This window comes from Microbispora amethystogenes (assembly GCF_016863015.1).
Lineage (GTDB): Bacteria > Actinomycetota > Actinomycetes > Streptosporangiales > Streptosporangiaceae > Microbispora > Microbispora amethystogenes.
Map to the genome: position 1 here is coordinate 103611 of NZ_BOOB01000001.1, position 18078 is coordinate 121688.

13 protein-coding genes and 1 pseudogene are annotated in these 18078 nt (G+C 72.3%); 4 read left to right on the forward strand and 10 right to left on the reverse strand.

What is annotated here, in order from left to right:
• Nucleotides 1-27 precede the first annotated feature (27 nt).
• From Mam01_RS00470 to Mam01_RS00510, 9 genes are all read right to left on the reverse strand, one after another.
• The gene (locus Mam01_RS00470; RefSeq protein WP_204283264.1) at nucleotides 28-789 is read right to left on the reverse strand and encodes an ABC transporter permease; all 762 of its coding nucleotides are present in this window, start codon (nucleotides 787-789) and stop codon (nucleotides 28-30) included.
• Nucleotides 786-1550 carry an ABC transporter permease gene (locus Mam01_RS00475; protein WP_204283265.1) on the reverse strand — a complete coding sequence of 255 codons (765 nt, stop codon included), beginning with the start codon at nucleotides 1548-1550 and terminating at the stop codon, nucleotides 786-788. The genes Mam01_RS00470 and Mam01_RS00475 overlap by 4 nt, the downstream gene beginning before the upstream one ends.
• Nucleotides 1543-2328, reverse strand: a complete 786-nt coding sequence (locus tag Mam01_RS00480; protein ID WP_204283266.1) for an ABC transporter ATP-binding protein — start codon at nucleotides 2326-2328, stop codon at nucleotides 1543-1545. The genes Mam01_RS00475 and Mam01_RS00480 overlap by 8 nt, the downstream gene beginning before the upstream one ends.
• The gene (locus Mam01_RS00485) at nucleotides 2325-3392 is read right to left on the reverse strand and encodes a Rieske 2Fe-2S domain-containing protein (RefSeq protein WP_204283268.1); all 1068 of its coding nucleotides are present in this window, start codon (nucleotides 3390-3392) and stop codon (nucleotides 2325-2327) included. Before Mam01_RS00485 ends, Mam01_RS00480 begins: the two co-directional genes overlap by 4 nt.
• 19 nt (nucleotides 3393-3411) lie before the next feature.
• The gene (locus tag Mam01_RS00490; RefSeq protein ID WP_204283270.1) at nucleotides 3412-4245 is read right to left on the reverse strand and encodes a TauD/TfdA family dioxygenase; all 834 of its coding nucleotides are present in this window, start codon (nucleotides 4243-4245) and stop codon (nucleotides 3412-3414) included.
• Nucleotides 4238-5353, reverse strand: a complete 1116-nt coding sequence (locus tag Mam01_RS00495) for a hypothetical protein (protein ID WP_204283272.1) — start codon at nucleotides 5351-5353, stop codon at nucleotides 4238-4240. The genes Mam01_RS00490 and Mam01_RS00495 overlap by 8 nt, the downstream gene beginning before the upstream one ends.
• A gap of 39 nt (nucleotides 5354-5392) precedes the next feature.
• A complete protein-coding gene (locus Mam01_RS00500; protein ID WP_204283274.1) occupies nucleotides 5393-6532 on the reverse strand; it encodes an amidohydrolase family protein in 1140 nt (379 codons plus the stop codon).
• Nucleotides 6533-6565: 33 nt separating this feature from the next.
• On the reverse strand, nucleotides 6566-7603 hold the full coding sequence (locus tag Mam01_RS00505) for a TauD/TfdA family dioxygenase (RefSeq protein ID WP_204283275.1): 1038 nt from the start codon (nucleotides 7601-7603) through the stop codon (nucleotides 6566-6568).
• Nucleotides 7604-7867: 264 nt separating this feature from the next.
• Nucleotides 7868-10609, reverse strand: coding sequence for a helix-turn-helix transcriptional regulator (locus tag Mam01_RS00510; RefSeq protein WP_204283277.1), 2742 nt, complete (start codon nucleotides 10607-10609; stop codon nucleotides 7868-7870).
• A gap of 334 nt (nucleotides 10610-10943) precedes the next feature.
• On the opposite strand from Mam01_RS00510, the pseudogene Mam01_RS37840 reads away from it, so the two are divergent.
• A pseudogene (locus Mam01_RS37840) lies at nucleotides 10944-11384 on the forward strand (ABC transporter ATP-binding protein); the annotation flags it as partial.
• A 39-nt stretch (nucleotides 11385-11423) separates the two neighbouring features.
• Nucleotides 11424-12710, forward strand: coding sequence for an ABC transporter permease (locus tag Mam01_RS00515; protein ID WP_425563086.1), 1287 nt, complete (start codon nucleotides 11424-11426; stop codon nucleotides 12708-12710).
• A 20-nt stretch (nucleotides 12711-12730) separates the two neighbouring features.
• On the opposite strand, the gene aspS is transcribed toward Mam01_RS00515, so the two are convergent.
• Complete coding sequence (gene aspS / locus Mam01_RS00520; protein WP_204283280.1) at nucleotides 12731-14029, reverse strand: aspartate--tRNA(Asn) ligase; 1299 nt, start codon at nucleotides 14027-14029, stop codon at nucleotides 12731-12733.
• 330 nt (nucleotides 14030-14359) lie between these two features.
• Here aspS and Mam01_RS00525 point away from each other — a divergent pair, with 330 nt between their 5' ends.
• A complete protein-coding gene (locus tag Mam01_RS00525; protein WP_204283282.1) occupies nucleotides 14360-16249 on the forward strand; it encodes an ABC transporter ATP-binding protein in 1890 nt (629 codons plus the stop codon).
• Nucleotides 16246-18066 (forward strand): ATP-binding cassette domain-containing protein, encoded by a 1821-nt coding sequence (locus Mam01_RS00530; protein ID WP_204283283.1) that lies wholly within the window; start codon nucleotides 16246-16248, stop codon nucleotides 18064-18066. The genes Mam01_RS00525 and Mam01_RS00530 overlap by 4 nt, the downstream gene beginning before the upstream one ends.
• The last annotated feature ends 12 nt before the right edge of the window (nucleotides 18067-18078 follow it).

The window sequence follows — 18078 nt, forward strand, 5'->3', positions numbered from 1 at the left end:
TGAGTCCGTCCTTTTCTTGGTGCTGTTTCAGTGCTTGTGCAGGGAGAGGCGGGCGCGGGTCCTCCGCTCGGCGAGGTCCATGACCTCGTACGCGAGCAGGGAACTGGCCAGCGAGGTCAGCAGGATCGCCCACACCGTGGGCGTGTCCAGGAGCCCCTGGGAGCGCGCCAGCAGAGCGCCGAGCCCGTCGTTGGCGGTGAGGAACTCCGCGGTGAGCGTGGCGAGCACCCCGACACAGGAGGTGAGCTTGGCCGCCTGCACCAGTTCCGGCAGGGCGACGGGAAGCGAGACGTGCCACAGGAGCCTGCCCCGGCCGCCCCCGGTGACCCGGACGACGTCGGCGAGGGCGGGCGGGATCCGCCACAGCGCGGCGCCGACCAGGGCGAAGGAGGGAAAGAAGCTGAGGATCGCCGCGGTGGCCACCGCGGCCGGCCCGCCGTAGCCGAAGAACGTGGCGATCAGCGGGCTCAGGGCGAGCACCGGCACGCACCGCATGATCATTCCGGCGGCGCGGGTGAGCGGCTCCACCATCGGGAGGAGGTGCGAGACGATCGCGAGCGCCGTGCCGGACGCCAGTCCCAGCGCGGTGCCGGCGACGGCACGCGACACGGTGAGCGCCAGCGCGCCCGGGTCCGCGACCTTGGCGGCCAGGCTCTCCGCCACCCTCGCCGGATCGGGCACCAGCAGCGCCGGCACGGCGCCGCTCGCGCGCACCAGGACCCAGGCAACGGGGAGGACGACCAGGACGACGCCGTATCCGAGCAGCCGGTGCGCACCTGCGCGGCTCATGCGGCGCTCCCGGTGGTTCCGCGGCGGCGGTGGACCGTCCGGGCCAGCCGGGCGAACACCGCGTAGACGATCGAGGACATCCCGACGACGAGCACGCTGACCGTCGCCACCAGGTCGTCCTGCCCGTCCCGCAGCCCCGAGACCAGCAGGACGCCGAGCCCGCGCTCGGCGCCGAACCACTCGCCGATGAGCGCTCCGAGAAGGGCTCCGGGCACGGCGAACTTGATCCCTTCGACCACGTACGGGAGAGCGCCCGCCGCCTCGACCAGGCGCAGGCGGCGCCACCGCCCCGCGCCGTGCACGGCGAGCAGGTCGCGCAGCCCCCGGGGGACGGCCTTCAGCCCGGCCTCGGCCGCGGAGAAGACCGGCAGGGCCACGCTGATCGCGGCGGCGATCACCGGTATGGCCTCGCGTTGCACGGACGAGGTCAGCAGCGGCCCGAGCGCGACCAGCGGAAGGGCGTAGCAGATCAGCATGAGGAGCTGGAGCGGCCCGCGCGCTCCGGCCGCGGCGCCGGCCGACCAGGCCGCCACGACCGCGAGTGCGGTGCCGGCGACCAGGCCGTACGCGGCCTCCAGCAGGGTGACGCCGGCCGCCTCGGTCAGCAGCTCCCGGCGGCCGGTCAGCACGGGCCAGATCGACGCCGGGCCGGCGGCGCCGAACCGGTCCCACACCAGCAGGGCGGCGGACACCAGCAGCACCCCGCCCAGGAGGGCCGTGGCCGTCCGGTGAGCGCGGCCGCGGAGAGCTGGACTAGGCATCGAGCGCCTCGACACACTCCTGTACGGCGTGCCGGAACGTCTCGTCCGGGACCTCGGGCCGGGGGCGTGCCATCGGCACCGTGATCTCCCTGACGATGGTGGACGGGCGACCCGACATGACCACGACGCGGTCGGCCAGCAGCACCGCCTCCTCGACCGCGTGGGTGATCAGAACGGTGGTCGGGCGGACGACGGTCCAGACGCGTTCCAGCTCACGGTTCAACCGGCGCCGGGTGATGGCGTCGAGTGCCCCGAAGGGCTCGTCCAGGAGCAGCAGCGACGGCTCCATGACCAGCGCCCGCGCCAGCGCGACCCGCTGGCGCATCCCGCCGGACGCCTCGTGGGGGCGCAGGTGGGCGAGGCTCGCCAGGCCGACGAGCTCCAGGATCTCGTCGACGCGCTCCCGGTCCGGCCGCCGTCCCGCGACGCGGTAGGCGAACTCCACGTTGCGCCGCAGCGAGGCCCAGGGGAGGAGCGCCGGGTCCTGGAAGGCCATGCCGATGCGGTGTTCCCGCGCCAGCCGGTCCGGTGGACCGCCGCAGCAGGTGATCGTGCCGTCGGTGGGCGTCTCCAGCCCGGCGATCATCCGGAGCAGCGTCGTCTTCCCGCAGCCCGACGGGCCGATGATCGCGAGGAACTCCGAGGTGCGGACCTTCAGGCTGACGTCGTGCACGGCCCGCACGGCCCGCCGGCCGGAACCGTAGCTCTTGGACAGCGCCTGGCCGTGGATCGCCACATCGCTCCCGGCCGTCGAGGCTCCGTCGTCGTGTGCGCTCACCGAGCGGCCCCGTGCGCGAGGCGGACGCCCGGCCATCGGTCGCCGGGAGGGCCGGCCTCCTCCACGTAGGACTGCCACCTCGACCGCAGCAGCCGTTCGGCCGCCGCGGCGACCGGGTTGAGCTCGCAGCGCGGTTCGTCCGGCCGGGTCTCCCAGGCGATCTGCTCGCGCACCCCGATCCAGGCGTCCTGTTCCTGGATCCGGGCGAGCACCAGACGGCGGAAGAACGGCTCGGCGAACTGGCGCAGGCGCCTGGTGCCCCGCCGGGCCTTGATGTACAGCGTGATGTAGACGGCGACCCGGTCCCGGCTCTCCGGCCGGAAGAAGGCCCACACCACCATCCCGTCCCCGAGACGCGCGTGGTGGTGGGGATAGTCGTAGTACACCTCCAGCGGGTAGGTCACCGTGGAGGCGTCACGGTCGGAGCCGAGCAGCATCCGGAGCGTACGCTCCGCCCGGCTCTGCCCGCTGGTCACCTCGTACGCCCCGAAGACGCGGCGCTCGTCGCTCTCGAGGTCGCGCAGGCGCAGCCGTGACCAGGGCTGATACTTCCGGTGCAGGTGGAAGTGGGTGTAGTCCATCCCGTTGACCAGGCCGACGCCGTAGTGGTTCGGAAAGACCCGGTCCTGCCGGAACGAGAACCACTCGCCGCCGTCCCACTGCGAGGTGTCCGGCGGCTGCGGAGGCAGCGGGTCGGCGGGCTCGGGGACGAACCAGACGAGGCCGCTGCGCTCGACGACGGGAAAGCTCCGCACCCGCAGGCGGGGAAGCGGCGCCTCCTCCTCCCAGTAGGGGATCCGGGCGAGCGCGCCGTCCGGGCCGTACTCCCATCCGTGGTAGGGGCAGACGATGCGGCAGTCACGCACCTCGCCCTCGTGGAGCGCGACGCGGCGGTGCGCGCAGGCGTTGTCGAGACAGTGGACCGCACCGTGAACGTCACGGAAGACGACGAAGGAACGGCCGAGGAAACGGACCTCCCTGGCCTGTTCCGGACCCAGTTCGTCGCTGCGGCAGGCCGGATACCAGCAGCGGGGGTCCACACCGATGTCGCAGAGGTTGCTCAATCTTTCTCCTGTTGTGCGTTCACGCGGCGGCACGGATCAGGCAGCGCTGCAGCCAGCGGTCCGTGCCGTCGTAGCGCGGTCGGTAGGCGGTGCGGCCGTGAACGAGGTGGGTGTTGTCGATGAGCAACAGGTCCCCGGTCCGAAGGGTGACCGTGACGGTCCGCTCCTCGATCCCCGCGCGCAGCGCCCGCAGCGGCCGCTCGTACTCCTCACCGGCCGCGCACAGCGCCTCGGCGTAGTTGAAGCGGAGCCGGCCTCGCCACTGCGACGCCACCGGTTTGGGTTCGGTGAGCGTGCCGCCGGGCAGGCGGAAGGCGAAGGCCGGCTCGGCCAGCGCCCGGCGGGTGCCGGGGTCGAGCCCCGCCCACACGTCGAGCAGGTCGCAGACCAGCGTGCCGACCCTCTCGTCCGCACGCAGGCAGAGCAGGACGAGGGCGTCCGGGGTGTTCGGACGGAACGCCGTCTCGGTGTGCATCTCCAGGTACACGGCGTTGCTGGCGTTCTGCCGGGACGCCTCCCCGCGGAGCGGGTACAGGTTCTGCACCCGCGCGCCCGCGTGCCAGTCCGCGAAGGAGATCACCTCGCCGACCAGGGACGCGAGCGCGAGCAGCGGCGACTCGGTCCCGATGGGGTGCCCCAGCTCGGCGTAGGGGCGGTCGGGCGTCGGCGGAAGGACCGGCGGCACCCGGACCCCGGTGACGTGCAGGAGGCCGGCCTCGCCCAGGGTCCGGCCGAACCGCGTCGCGGCCCGCGCCAGCTCGGGCCCGAGGCCGTACGATCGCTCATCGCCGCCTACGGCGGTGTCCGCGGGCAGGGTCAGCAGCGCCCGGCGGTGCGGGCCGGGCTCAGGCAAGGCTGAATACCCCCGAGAAGACGGGGAGCCGGTGGTGCTCGATGATCTCGTTGAACCTCACGTGCACGCGGATGAGCTCGTCGAGGTCGTAGACGAAGGGAATCCGCTGCTGCTTGACCACGAACGCGGTGAAGACCGTGGGAGAGGGCACGACCCCGAGTTCGGCGATCGTCTCCAGTCCACGCAGGGTCTCCTCGGGCGGCTCGATCCCCGCGAGCAGGCAGCTGCCGACGTTTCCGGCGCCGAACACCTCCACGGCGTCGGTGAAGATGTCCACGTAGTCCGCGAAGGTGATGTCGGCCTTGTATCCGTGGATGAGGCGCCGCCGGTAGTCCGCGTTCACCACCTCGATCCCGCTGTTGAAGCGGGAGACGCCCGCGTCGCGCAGGGTGGTGAGGTAGTCGATCCGGCGGGCCCGGTTCCCGATGAGGCTCGGCGGGATGACCTGCGAGACGTAGATCCCCTCCGTGTAGCCGGCGTCGCGCAGCGCCGTGGCCATCCGGCAGTGGCGCTCCAGCTCCAGCGCCTCGTTCGTGATGCTGCCGGTGCACAGCCAGACGATGTCGTACTTGGTGCGGAAGTCCTCCGCGTGGTCGTCGACGTAGCGGAGGCACTCGTCGAAGTTGGCCTTGTAGCTCCCGGTCTTCGTCTGCTGGATGGCGAGCACCTCCCACTCGCTCTCCTTGAAGCAGAAGTCGCAGGAGTACGCGCAGTAGGTGTGGTAGTCGAAGACGAAGCTGCGGGTGCCGTTCTCGCGGAGCAGCCCGAAGTTGTACATGCCGGTGGGCGCCCGGTCGTCGTCGACGAACTGCTCGCAGGCCACCTCGCGCTCCTCGTCGTTGATCAGCGCGCTGAGCCGGGTGCCGTCGAAGCAGAAGGGGGAGGCCTGGTTCACCCGTACGGTGATCTTCTTGCGGAAGCCGGGGCCGCTGATCACGATCTCGATCCGCGGCAGCACCTGGCCGAGGATCGGCAGCCGGATGTCCGTGGTGGCGAAACGCACTCCGTCCCGGAGGGCGCCGAGCCGGAACACCTCCTCGATCCGCACGAGATCGAGATTCTTCAACGTCAGCGGGATGTGGGAGTCACGAGCGGCCGCACGTCTCATGAGAGTCCTTCGGGAAGGGGAACTACCGGGCCGTGGGAGTCATTTGTCCAGGATGCGGAGGGCGTTCTCGCCGAGCAGGGCGCGGCGCAGGTCCTCGGGCAGGGACGCCAGAACCGGCTCCCACTCCTCCCGCGGCCGGAAGGGCGTGCCGGGGTGGGGGAAGTCGGTGGCGAGGAGCACCCGGGAGCGGAGTTCTCCGGGGAGCCGGTCGAGACGCTCGCCGAGGCCGGTCGAGAAGAAGAAGGCGTCGCGGTCGTACAGGTAGTGCCGGGGCGGGTGATCGGGGGTGTCGCGCCCGGTCTCCCGCAGCGTCTCGAACGACTCCTGCGCGCGCTCCAGCCAGGCGGGCAGCCAGCCGATGTTGCACTCGTGGAAGGCGAACCGCAGGTCCGGGAAGCGGTCGGGGACCCGCGCGTCGAGCAGCCCCGCCAGGAAGAGCTGACCGGGCAGGATCTCGTTGACGTGGTTGAAGAACGCGCCGGCGCCGGGCGCGCGCACGCTGGTCGGGAGGGGCAGCGGCAGCAGGTGCGGCACGGCGACCTTGTGCAGGTGGATCACCAGGCCGTGGTCCTGCGCGGCCGCCCAGAACGGGTCGAGCCGGGCGTCGAGGACCGTCACCCCGTGGGGAAGCATCACGTGCCGGAAACCCGCCCCGGCGAGCGCGGCCACCTCCTGCGGAAACGGCGCCTCGGGGGACAGCGCCAGCTGGCCCACCGGGACGAGCCTGCCGGGGGCCGCCGAGGCGAAGTCCGTCATCCAGCGGTTGTAGGCGCGCAGGTGGGCGACCGCGTAGGGAGAGGCGCAGTCCACCTCTCTGGGCCAGATCAGCCCGAGGGACGGGAAGAGCAGCGTGGCCTCGACGCCCTCGGCGTCCAGCCACCGCACCCGTGCCTCACCGTCGTAGGACGCCGGTGGGCACGACTCCATGAAGGGGGCGTACTCCGCGCGTTCCAGGGTGTTCCATTCCACGATGGGCTGGGCCGGGTCGTAGGGGACGCCGCCGAGCCGGCGGATGAGCCGGGAGGGACTCCCGTCGATCAGGAGGCGGTCGCCGTCGGACGGATCACGCTCCACCCGCAGGCAGGTCTCCCGGAACGCGGGGTCGACGTACTCCTCCCACAGTGTCCCGGGTTCGATGACATGGCCGTCCGCGTCGACGACCGGGTAGCCGTTCCACATGCTTTGCGTCCTCGCGTCGGGGAGCCCGGCCCGCTACGGCTGGGCGGCGGGCCGGCTGAGCGCCTTCTGGTAGTCGTCGGGGTAGTTCGCGTAACGCCGATCGGAGACCAGGCGGCCGGTCTCCCGGTCGCCGTCCAGCAGGCGGGTGGTGACGAGCATGCGTTGCAGCCAGCGATCGGTCCCGTCGTAGCTCGGGACGATGGCGTTGCGCCCGTGGACGACCCGCGAGTTGTCCAGGACGAGCAGGTCTCCCGTGACCAGCGGGACGTCGGCGGCGACGGCCAGGACCCGCCGGGTCAGCTCGTCCAGCGTCCGCTGCGACTCCTCGTCGATCGCGACCAGGTCGCCGACGTACTCGACCACCCGCGTGCCGTCCCGGTAGCTGATGATCGGCTGCGGCTCGGTGAGCCCGCGCCCGTCGATGACGACCACCGGGTTGTCGGTCTCGAACGCGTACCGTGCCTGGGCGAGCACCGCCAGGTCGGCGTCGTCCAGGGCGTCGACCACCCGGGTGATGTCGGCGACCCGCGTCTTGGCCTGACCGGTCGGGTCGCCCCGCAGACAGAGCAGGGCGAGATAGTCGGGGGACACGTCGCGGAAGGGCGTCTCGGTGTGCAGGAGGAACTCCACCGCGTTGGATCCGAACTGCAGATCGCGGTGGGCCCGGATCGGGTACTTGTTGTGGACCAGATGCCCGGAGTCCCACTCCAGGTAGCTGAACGGCTCGCCGAGAAGGTCCACCACGCCGGCGAGCAGCGCCTCGGTGCCCACAGCGGCGAGGTCGGGCAGCGAGGCGAAGGACCGTCCGGGCGTGGGCGGCAGATCGTGGACGATCGGCAGGTTGCGGAGGAGCAGCGCGCCGGGCGCGCGGCGGATCCGGAGGGCCTCCACCGCGGCGCGCACCCGTGCGGGGACCACGTCCCGTCTCCCGCGGACCTGCGCCAGGAAGGTCTCGAACTCGTCGTACGGATTGGCGTCGACGGAGCCGATGCCGGCGCGCAGGGCCTCCCTCTCCGCGTCCGTAAGCTCGACGACGGGGATCTCTGTCAGCGGCTCAGTTGATTCGGACATGGCGGAAATCCCTTCCGTAGCGGAGGGGTGCGCGTGCCGGGGTGGTCATTCCCGCCCGGGCCCTCCGTATATCGGGGTGGAAAACCGGGGCTGAGTCGATCGGTATTTCGAGAGGCGCGGGCCATGCCATCTCCGATGGCACACCTCCTCCGATTGCACACGCAGCCGGCCCGGCGGCCGGTTTCACCGGAGTTGATTAAACAGTTCCCCCTTTGCGGCGTCATTGGGGGAAACCCTGAAACGCCGTGGGCCGGACGCGGATCGTCACCCGGGCGTCCGCCTGCCGGTGCTCACGCGCAGCGCGAGCTCGGTGCGGCTGCGCACCCCGAGTTTCCGGTAGACGCTGGACAGATGGCTCTCCACCGTCTTCACGCCGATCGCCAGCTCCTTGGCGATCTCCTGGTTGGTCCGGCCCTCGGCCGCCAGCGCGACGACCTGCGCCTCCGACACGGTCAGGCGGTCGGGTGCGGAGAGCCGCGGCCGCGGCTCACCCCGCCCTGCCCACCACTCGGCGCCGATCTTGGTGAAGACCCTGGACGCCCGTTCCATGGTGCGCCGCGCGGCCTCCCGGCGGCGCAGGCGGCTCTGTGACCTGCTGAGCGCGAGCAGGGTGCGGCCGAGCTCGAAGGGCATGCCGGCGGCGGAGAACTCGGCCACAGCGGCCTCCAGCTCGGCGGCTCCCCGTTTCGGCGATCCGGTGGCGGTCAGCAGCACGCCGTGCGCCCGGGCGGCGAGGCCCCGGCCCAGCGGCCGGTCGACGACGCGCAGGTGCCGCTGGATCCTCTCGACGCGCTCGGCCGCCTGCTCGTACTGTCCGACCTGCACCAGCGCCTCGACGTGGTCGGCGCCCGCCGTCGGGCAGACCACGTCGGGGACGACGCCGAGAGAGCGGGACGTCTGCTCGACGGCGTCCAGGTGCCGGACGGCCGACATCGGATCGCCGTCGGACAGGTCGACGAAGCCGAGCAGCGCGCGCACCGAGAGCGCGGCCAGCCTGTTGCCCGAGGCCTTGGCGATCCGCAGCCCTTCAGCGGCCAGCAGCCGGGCCCTGCCCAGCTCGCCGTGCATGGCGAGCAGGAGTGCCTCGGCGAACAGGGCGGCGGACGTGGGGACGCCGGTCGCCTCCACCGCGCGTGCGGCCAGGTCCGCGTAGCGCGCCGCCGCGCGCAGATCACCGGCGAGGCACTCCACCTCGGCGGCCCAGGCCATCCCCCAGTCGGCGCAGGCCACGGTGCCGGTCTCGACGGCCGCGGTGCGCAGGGCGGCGAACACGGCCCGCGCCTCGGGCAGGTCCCCCAGGCAACGGCACAGGAAGCCGTACAGGTGCGGGCCCACGAGAGGCCGGCGATCCACGGGGTTGTGACAACGAGGCGCGGGCATGGCCGCCGGGGGCGGGGCGCCGCGCATGAGCTCGATCGCGGACAGCACGGCGACGGCCTCGCCGCGCGCGTCCTCGTTCCCGGCCGCCTCGGTGAGGCGCAGCAGTTCCCTGGCGTGTCCCTGGGCGGCGGCGAGATCGCCTCTGTGCACGCAGTAGTACGTCAGGCCGGCCGTGATCGGGATCAGCAGGTCGGGCCGCCCGGCGGCCTCGGCGCGGCCGCGCTCCAGACGCGTGATCGAGCCCGGGACGTCGCCCGAACCAAAAGCCGCCTGTCCCAGGAGGAGGAGCATCTCCGCCCGGACCGGCCCGGGCGGGCAGCGGCGCAGCGCGTCCTCCAGGACGACCAGGGCCCGCGATCCGTCTCCTCCGGAGATCAGGTGACCGGCGGCGTCGCGCCAGCGGCGCAGGCCGAGCTCGCGCTCCCCGGGAGAGGTGAGCCGGGCGGCGTGCGCCGTCATGTCGCCCGCGGTGAGCGGGTCGCCGCGGGCGGCCGTCAGTGCGGCGGCGGCGGCGAGCGTGTCGGCCACGACCGGGTCGGTACGGCCGGCCGTCGCGGCCAGGTGCCGCGCGCGTTCCTCCACGTCGGTCACCACCCGGGCGAGCCGCTGATGCATCTCCCGGCGTCGCAGCGGCCCCGCGACCTCGAACACCACGTTCCGGAACAGCGGGTCGCGGAAGCCGAGGGACTCGTGTTCGAGCACGACGAGTCGCCGGTTGATCGCCTCCGCCAGCCCCGTCAGCGAGCCGGTCACGGTCCGGACGAGAGCGATCGTGGGCGTCTCGGCACAGGCGACCAGCAGCACCGCCTCCGCCGCCGCCGGAGGCAGCGCGCGGACGCGCCCGCGGAGCAGGTGCCGCAGGCTCTCCGGCAACGGGAGGTCGCCGGACGGATAGGACCGCTCGCTCCAGGCCCGGGCCGTCTCCAGGCCGAACAGGGGATTGCCGCCGCACGCCCGGTGCAGCCAGCGCAGCAGGGGCCGGGGAAAGGCCGTGCCGTAACGGCTCTCCACCACGGCGGCCAGGGCGAGGGGAGCCAGGGGCCCGACCTCCCAGCAGGTGACCCGTTCGGGGGGCAGCACCCGGACCAGCGTGGGCCAGGCGTCGCCCTCCGTCCCCGCGCCGAGCGTGACGAGCAGCTTCACGGGCTCGACGGTCAGGCGCCGGAGCACGAACGTGAGCACGACCTCGGTCGCGGAGTCCAGCCACTGGAGGTCGTCGAGGGCGATCAGCACGGGTCCTTCGGCGGACAGGTTCCTGATCAGGTCCAGCACGGCCAGCGCCACCGCGCGCTGGTGGGGCGGCACCCCGGGGGCCTGCTCCCACCACAGGGTGCCGGCCAGCACGCCGCGCAACGGCTCACGCAGGCCGCGTACGGCCGCGGAGCCCTCCAGGCCGGCGAAGAGGTCGCCGAGGCCGACATAGGACAGGCCGGTCTCGCTCAGGTCGGACCGGCAGGAGAGGACCTGGAACGACCGCTCGTTCGCGGCGGCCAGGGCGGCGGACCAGAGGGTGGACTTGCCGACGCCCACGTCTCCGCCCAGCACTCCCATGCAGGGGCCGGAAACGTCGGCGTCGAGCCACGTCTCGATCGCGCGGGCCTCGTCGACCCTGCCGGGGACGTCCAATGGATCCTCTTGCGGGAAGTTTCCTTACCGGCAGCGGTCGCCGCGGCAGTGAGGAGATTCAACTACCGCGATGATCGTCACGTAACAGTTAATGCGAAACATTCAGGGTTTTCCCTGATGAAACCGCCAAGAATGTCACGTTAACTTCCTTCGGTGGAGCGGCCGCGAGTACCGCGTGCACGGGCGGGCCTACGGACATCCCTCTTACCAAAAGGTACTTCTCCCTTTGAATAGCCATAATTCGGTCGATCCTGAAGTGGCCGATCCCGCGTTCGCCGGTCCTTCCGTCCGGGCGCCGCTGACCATGGCTGTGGAGGGCCATGACCTGTCCCGCCGGCATGGCTCCCATCTCGCCGTGGACGGCGTCTCGCTCGCGATCCCGGCGGGCGAACGCCACGGGCTGGTGGGACCCAACGGCGCCGGCAAGACCACGCTGATGCGCATGCTCAGCGCCACGCTCGCACCCGACCACGGATCGCTCCGGGTGCTCGGGCACGACGTGACACGCCACCCCAGGGCCGCCAAGGCGCGGATCGGCGTGGTGCCCCAGGGGATGACCCACGACAACGAGATCCTGGTGCGGGAGAACCTCACCACCTTCGGCCGCTACCACGGGCTCTCCAGGCGGGGGGCCGCAGCGCGCGCCGACGAACTGCTGGAGACGGTGGGTCTCACCGCGCACGCTCGCGCCATGCCGCAGACACTCTCCGGCGGCATGCAGCGGCGGCTCCTGATCGCCCGGGCGCTGGTGAACGACCCTGACCTGATCCTGCTGGACGAACCGAGCACGGGACTGGACCCGGAGAGCCGGGTGATGCTCTGGGACCTGCTCGACACGCTGTGCGCCACCGGAAAGACGCTGGTCATCACCACGCACTACCTGGAAGAGGTCGAACGCCTCTGCGACAGGGTGACCGTGCTCCGCGCCGGACGGGTGCGGCACTCGTCCCACCCGCGGCGGCTGATCGCCGCGACGCTGCCGAGGTACGCGGTCGAACTCGACCTGCCGGCCCCCGGGGCCGCGGCTCGCGAAGCGACGGTGCCCCGGCTCGCGGGGGAGCGCGAGCGGCTGCGGGTGGGCAACCGCCTGCTGGTGTTCGGGGACTCCGTCGCCGACCTGACCAGGGGCCTCGCGGCGGCCGGCGCCGGCGACCGCCTCGCCCGGCCGACGTCGCTCCAGGACGCGCTGCACGCCCTGGACCGGCGGGAGGCGGCCACGCCGACGGACCGGGCGCCGGTGACTCCCGCCGCGCCGCCGGGCCCGAGGACAGGCCGCCGAGGTGCGGGCGACCGGCAAGGCGCGCGGCACCGCGCGCGCACGCGCCGTGCCCTCCCCGTGCCCTCCTTCGCCCTCGCCCGGCGGATCTGGTGGCGTGACCTCACCCTGTTCAGGAAGTCGTACCGGACCACCATCGTCCCCAACTTCTTCGAACCGGTCTTCTCGCTGGCGGCTCTCGGGATCGGCCTGGGGTTCTACGTGGACGGAGCCGCCCTCGGCTCGTCGTACGCGAGCTTCGTCGCCCCGGGACTGCTCGCCGTCACCGCGATGAACGGCGCCGTCTTCGAGGTCACGTACAACGTCTTCGTACGGCTCCGGCACGCTCGCAGTTACGACGCGGCCGTGACCAGTCCCGTGGAGCCGCCCGACATCGCGCTGGGTGAGCTGATGTGGGCGCTGACCCGATGCCTGGTCTACACCGGCGTCTACCTGGCGATCGTCGCGGCCCTGGGCTACGCGCCCGCGAGCACCGCCCCGCTCGCCGTGCCCGCCCTGCTTCCGCTCGGCCTGGTGTTCGCCTGCGCCGGACTGATCTTCACCGGTGCCGTCCGCGCGATCAACGCCTATTCCTACTTCTACACGTTGGTGCTGACCCCGCTCACCCTGCTGAGCGGGGTCTTCTTCCCCACGAGAAGGCTCCCTCCGGTGCTACGCGCAGTGGCCGAGGCCTCCCCGCTCCACCACGGGGTGGAGCTGTCGAGAGCCCTGGTGATCACCGGTGATCTCCCGGCCGCCGCCGGGCACCTCGGCTGGCTGGTCGCGCTCTCGCTGGTCCTGCTCGGTCCTGCCCTGTACAGCCTGCAGCGGCACCTGTGCGCGTGAACCGGAACGCGGCCCGAGGGTCAGGGCGCCAGGCGGTGCAGGTCACGCGGGAAGAGCGTGGTCCAGCGGATGTTGTCCGCCTCGGTCAGCCGGGCCACGAACCGCTCCAGCCCGAGCGCGAACCCGCCGTGCGGCGGCATGCCGTGGGCGAACGCGGCCAGATAGCCGGCGTACGGCTCCGGGCTCTCCCCGCGTGCCTCCAGCGCGGCCAGGTAGTCGGAGTGGCGGTGCAGCCGCTGCCCGCCGGTGACCAGTTCCAGGCCGCGGAAGAGCAGGTCGAAGCTGTTGGAGAACTCCGGCCGCTCCGGGTCGGGGTGCGTGTAGAACGGCCGCTTGCGCATCGGGTAGCCGGTGACGAAGAGGAACTGCGAGCCGTGCTCGCGCAGGGCCCAGTCGCACAGCCACCGCTCGTGCGCGGGGGCCAGGTCCGGCTCACCGCGCGGGTCCTCGTCGGTCTCCCGCGCCAGCAGTTCCTGCGCGTCGGCGAAGTGGATCGACGGGATCTCCTCCGGCACGTCCGGCAGCTTCACTCCGAGCAACTCGACCGCGCCCGGGGCGCGCTCCGCGATCGTGGCGACCATCTCGGCCACCGCCTGGCGGACCACGGCCATGACGTCGCGGTGGTCGGCCACGAAGCCCAGCTCGGCGTCGAGGCTGGTGTACTGGGCCAGGTGGCGCGCCGTGTCGTGCGGTTCGGCCCGGAAGACGGGGCCGACCTCGTAGACGCGCTCGAAGACCCCGACCATGGTCTGCTTGTAGAACTGCGGCGACTGCGCCAGGTAGGCCTTGCGGCCGAACCAGTCCAGCGCGAAGACGTTCGCCCCGGACTCGGTGGCCGACGAGACCACTTTGGGCGTGTGCACCTCGGTGAAGCCCAGCCGGTCGAGCGCGCGGCGGTACCCCGCCACCGAGGCCGCGGAGATCTCGAACGGCGCGCGCAGCCTGGGGTGGCGCAGGGCCACCGCCGCGTTGTCGAGCACGGTCGGCAGCGCGGCCGAGACCACCGGCCGGTAGAGGTCGAACGGCGACGCGACGGCCGGCTCGGACAGCTCACGGACCGCCGGCGAGGTGATCTCCACTCCGCCCGGCGCCTGCTGGTTGGCGGTGACGGTCCCGGTCACCTCGACGACGGTCTCCTCGGTGAGCACCGCGAGGCGCTTCACCAGTTCCGGCTCGGCGGCGACGACCTGCACCAGACCATCCCGGTCACGCACGATGGCGAAGGTCACCGACTTCAGCGCGCGGACGCGGTGCAGCCAGCCGGCGACGGTCACCTCTTCCCCGACATGCTCGGAGACCTGGGAGGACAGAATTCGCATGACAACTCCACAGACGAGAACCGTAGGTATCCCTGTCCGGTGTGGGCGAGCAGGGACCTGTCGCTCGCGGTGCCACCACACCTTCGCCCCGCCACCGGCGGGACCTCGTTGCGGCCCGGTCACGAGGGCCCACCGGCGGGGCATTGGGCGGCCACCACGACGGCGCCGCCGTTCCTCCCCGCAGCTCAGAAGGGTCTTCGACCGGGGGGCGAGGCCGCGTTTCCAGCGACGGCGGCTCTCTCGTGACTCGCGCGGTCCCGGCCTACTTGGCTTCGTCACAGCTTTGCTTCCGATCATAGTCGAGATCGGCTCCGGGAGCGGAAGGAACGCATGACCACGGAAACACGCGCCGCGTCCGCCACCGGGTCAGCCGGCAGGTCCGCCGCCACGAGGCGCCGGCACGCGTTCGCCCGGCTGCTTCCCTACGCCGGGGCGGCCCCGCTGAGCGTCGCGGTTCTGCTCAACCTGCTCGCGGGCCTGCTCCCCGTCTCCTTCATCGTGGGGACGAGCGTGCTGCTGAGCGAGGTCTCAAGGTTTGCCGGGGAACGGACCGGCGACCTCGGCGCGATCGGCACCGCGCTGGCGCTGACGGTCGGCGCCTACGTCCTCCAGCAGGTGCTCGTGCCGTACCAGGCCGCGGTGGGGGAGGTGATCGCGCGCCGGGTGGACGGCCGGTGCGCCGGCCGCCTGATGACCTCGGCCCTGACGCGGGCCCCGATGTCGGTGCTGGAGCGGGAGAACGTCGTGAGCAGGCTCGGCGACGCGCGTGACGGCCTCGGCCGCCGGCCGCCCACGCCGGGGGAGGCGGTGGCGGGCGCGCTCACCCTGATCGCCAGGTACACGCAGCTGGCGGGCGCGGTGGTCCTCATCGGGATCGCGCTCTCACCGATCGCGGGCGCCGTCGCGGCGGCCACCGCGCTGGTGATCCGCCGGGGTCAGCGCGGATCGCTCGGACGGCTCGGCGGGCTCTGGCACGAACTGTCCGGCCCGCGCCGCCGCGTGACCTACCTGCGCGACATCGGGACCACGGTCACGGCGGCCAAGGAGTTCCGGACCCTGGGCCTGATCGACTGGCACGAACGCCGCCACCGCGCGGACGCGAAGGAGTATCTGGCGGCGCTGTGGACCGGCCGGCGGCGCATCCTGTTCTGGCCGTTCGTGCGCTACACGCTGGTCGGCCTCGCGGGCGGCTCCGTCCTCCTGGTCTGGCTCGGCCGCACCGCCGCCGGCGGCGGGTTCGGCCTGCTGGAACTCTCCGTCGTCCTCCAGGCGGCGATCGTCGCGATCCGCTTCGGGGCCTTCTTCCCGGAGAGCGACGTCCAGACGCAGTACGGGCTGAACGCCTACGAGGCCCTGGCCGAGTTCGAGGAACTCGCCGAGGAGAACCGCGAGGACACCCCCCGGGGCCGTCTCACGGCTGAGGGGCTTCCCGCCCGCGGCATCCGCTTCGAGAAGGTCCGGTTCCGCTACGGGGAGGGACGGTGGGTTCTCGACGGTCTCGACCTGGAGATAGCGGCGGGCGGTTCGACCGCGATCGTCGGGCTCAACGGCGCGGGCAAGACCACGATGGTCAAACTGCTGACCCGCCTGTACGACCCGGAGGAGGGCAGGATCGTCGTCGACGGGCAGGACCTGCGGCGGTTCGATCCCCGGGAGTGGCAACGCCGGATCGCCGTGATCTTCCAGGACTACGTGCGGTACGAACTGTCCGCCGCCGCCAACATCGGCCTCGGCGCGCCGGCCGCTCTGGCCGACCGGGCCGCACTTCTCGCGGCCGCCCGCCGGGCCGGCGCGCTGGAGGTGGTGGAGTCGCTGCCCGCGGGGCTGGACACCCCGCTCTCCCCGCGGTACCGGAGCGGACGCGACCTGTCGGGCGGGCAGTGGCAGCGGATCGCCCTGGCCAGGGCCTTCCTCGCCGTCGCGCAGGGCGCCTCGGTGCTGGTGCTGGACGAGCCCACGGCCCAGCTGGACGTACGCGCCGAAGCGGAGTTCTACGACCGGTTCCTGGACATCACCGGCGGACTGACCACGGTGATCATCTCGCACCGGTTCTCCTCCGTACGCCGGGCCGACCGGATCGTGGTCGTCGAGCACGGCAGGGTCGTCGAGCAGGGCGACCACGAAGGGCTGATCAGGTCGGGGGGACGCTACGCCGACCTGTTCCACCTGCAGGCACGGCGTTTCGGCGCCGACGAGACCGGGACGGGGTCTCCGAGATGAGACGGATCGTGCTCAGCGCCGTGTTCGTGCTGCGCCTCGCCGCGGCGGCAGACCGGACCCGCCTGCTGCGGGCCATCGGGCTGATGACCGTCGGCTACCTCGCCACGCCCGTCATCGCCCTCGGGCTCCGGGAGTTCACCGACGCCGCCCTCGCGCGACGGCTGGAGGTGGCGACGTGGGTCATCGCGGGCGTCGCCGTCCTGCTCGTCCTGGAACTGATGCTCGGGCACTTCGCGCACCTGTCGTACTTCGAGGTCGGCGAGCTCGCCGAGACCACGCTCAACGAGGAACTGGTGCGTCACGTCAACGGCTCTCCCGGGATGGAGCGCCTCGACGACCCCGATTTCGCCGACAACGTGAACCTCGTCCGGGAGGAACTCGGCAACACCCGCACCGCGGTGGAGTCGGTGCTCCAGCTGGGCGGGCTCGCCCTCCAGACAGGGCTCACCACCGTCGTCCTCGTCACGCTCGATCCGTGGCTGGCCCTCCTGCCGCTGGCCGCGCTGCCCTCGGTGCTGGTGGGCAGGTGGGCCCAGAACCTCCTGGAGTCGGCGAAGGAGGCGAGCGCGGAGAACACCCGCCGCACCCGCCACCTGCTCGCGCTGGCGACCGCGCCGGCCTCGATCAAGGAGATCCGCCTCTTCCACGCCGAGGCCGCGCTCCTCCGGGAGCAGGACGCCAACTGGTCGAGGACCAGCGCGGTGCTGCGGAGGGCGCACCTGCGGGCCGCCGCCCTGCGCGCGGCGGGCCAGCTCGTGTTCGCCCTCGCCTACGGCGGCGCGATCACACTGGTGCTCTGGCAGGCGGAGCAGGGCAGGGCGGGCGTCGGCGACGTGATCCTGGTCATCACCCTGGCGGTCCAGGTGAGCGTGCAGGTGGCCGGCGCCGCGACCCTCCTCACCGGCCTGCAGGGCGTGGGCCGGACGCTGGACCGGCTGACCTCGCTCCGCGACCACGGGTCACGGGAGGGCGGACCACGAGAGGACGGCCGCGTCACACCGGCCCGAACGGCGCCGGTGCCCCGAGCCGTCCCGGCCGCGCTGCGCGAAGGGATCCGGCTGGAGAACCTGAGCTTCGTCTATCCGGGCACCGGCAGGGTGGTCCTGGAGGACGTCACGCTGACGATCCCCGCCGGAGGGTCGGTGGCGCTGGTGGGCGAGAACGGCGCGGGCAAGAGCACGCTCGTCAAGCTGCTGTGCGGCCTCTACCGGCCGACATCCGGGCGGATCCTGGTGGACGGGACCGACCTGCGCGACCTGCCGGCCGGAGAATGGCAGGCGAGAGTGGCCTCCCTGTTCCAGGACTTCGCCCGGTTCGAACTGCTGCTGCGGGAGAACGTGGGGGTCGGCGACGTCGCCCGGATGGAGGACGAGCAGGCGGTCCTGAAGGCCGTCGAGCTGTCGCGGGCCGGCCGGATCGTGGCGTCGGTGCCCGGCGGCCTCTCCGGGCTGCTCGGCCACGGCTACGGCCAGGGCACCGAACTCTCCACGGGCCAGTGGCAGACCCTGGGCCTCGCCCGCAGCCACATGCGTGAGGACCCGCTCCTCCTGGTCCTGGACGAGCCCGCGGCGGCGCTCGACGCCGCCGCCGAGCACGCCGTCTTCGAACGCTACGCCACCCTGTCGGCCGAGACCGGCCGGCGGTCCGGCGGGATCACCTTGTTCGTCTCCCACCGCTTCTCCACCGTACGGATGGCCGACATGATCGTCGTCCTGGACCAGGGCCGGGTGGCGGAGAGCGGCGACCACCGGGCGCTGGTCACGAGGCGAGGACTCTACGCGGAGCTCTACGAACTCCAGGAACGCATCTACCACTGACGTGCCGGGCAC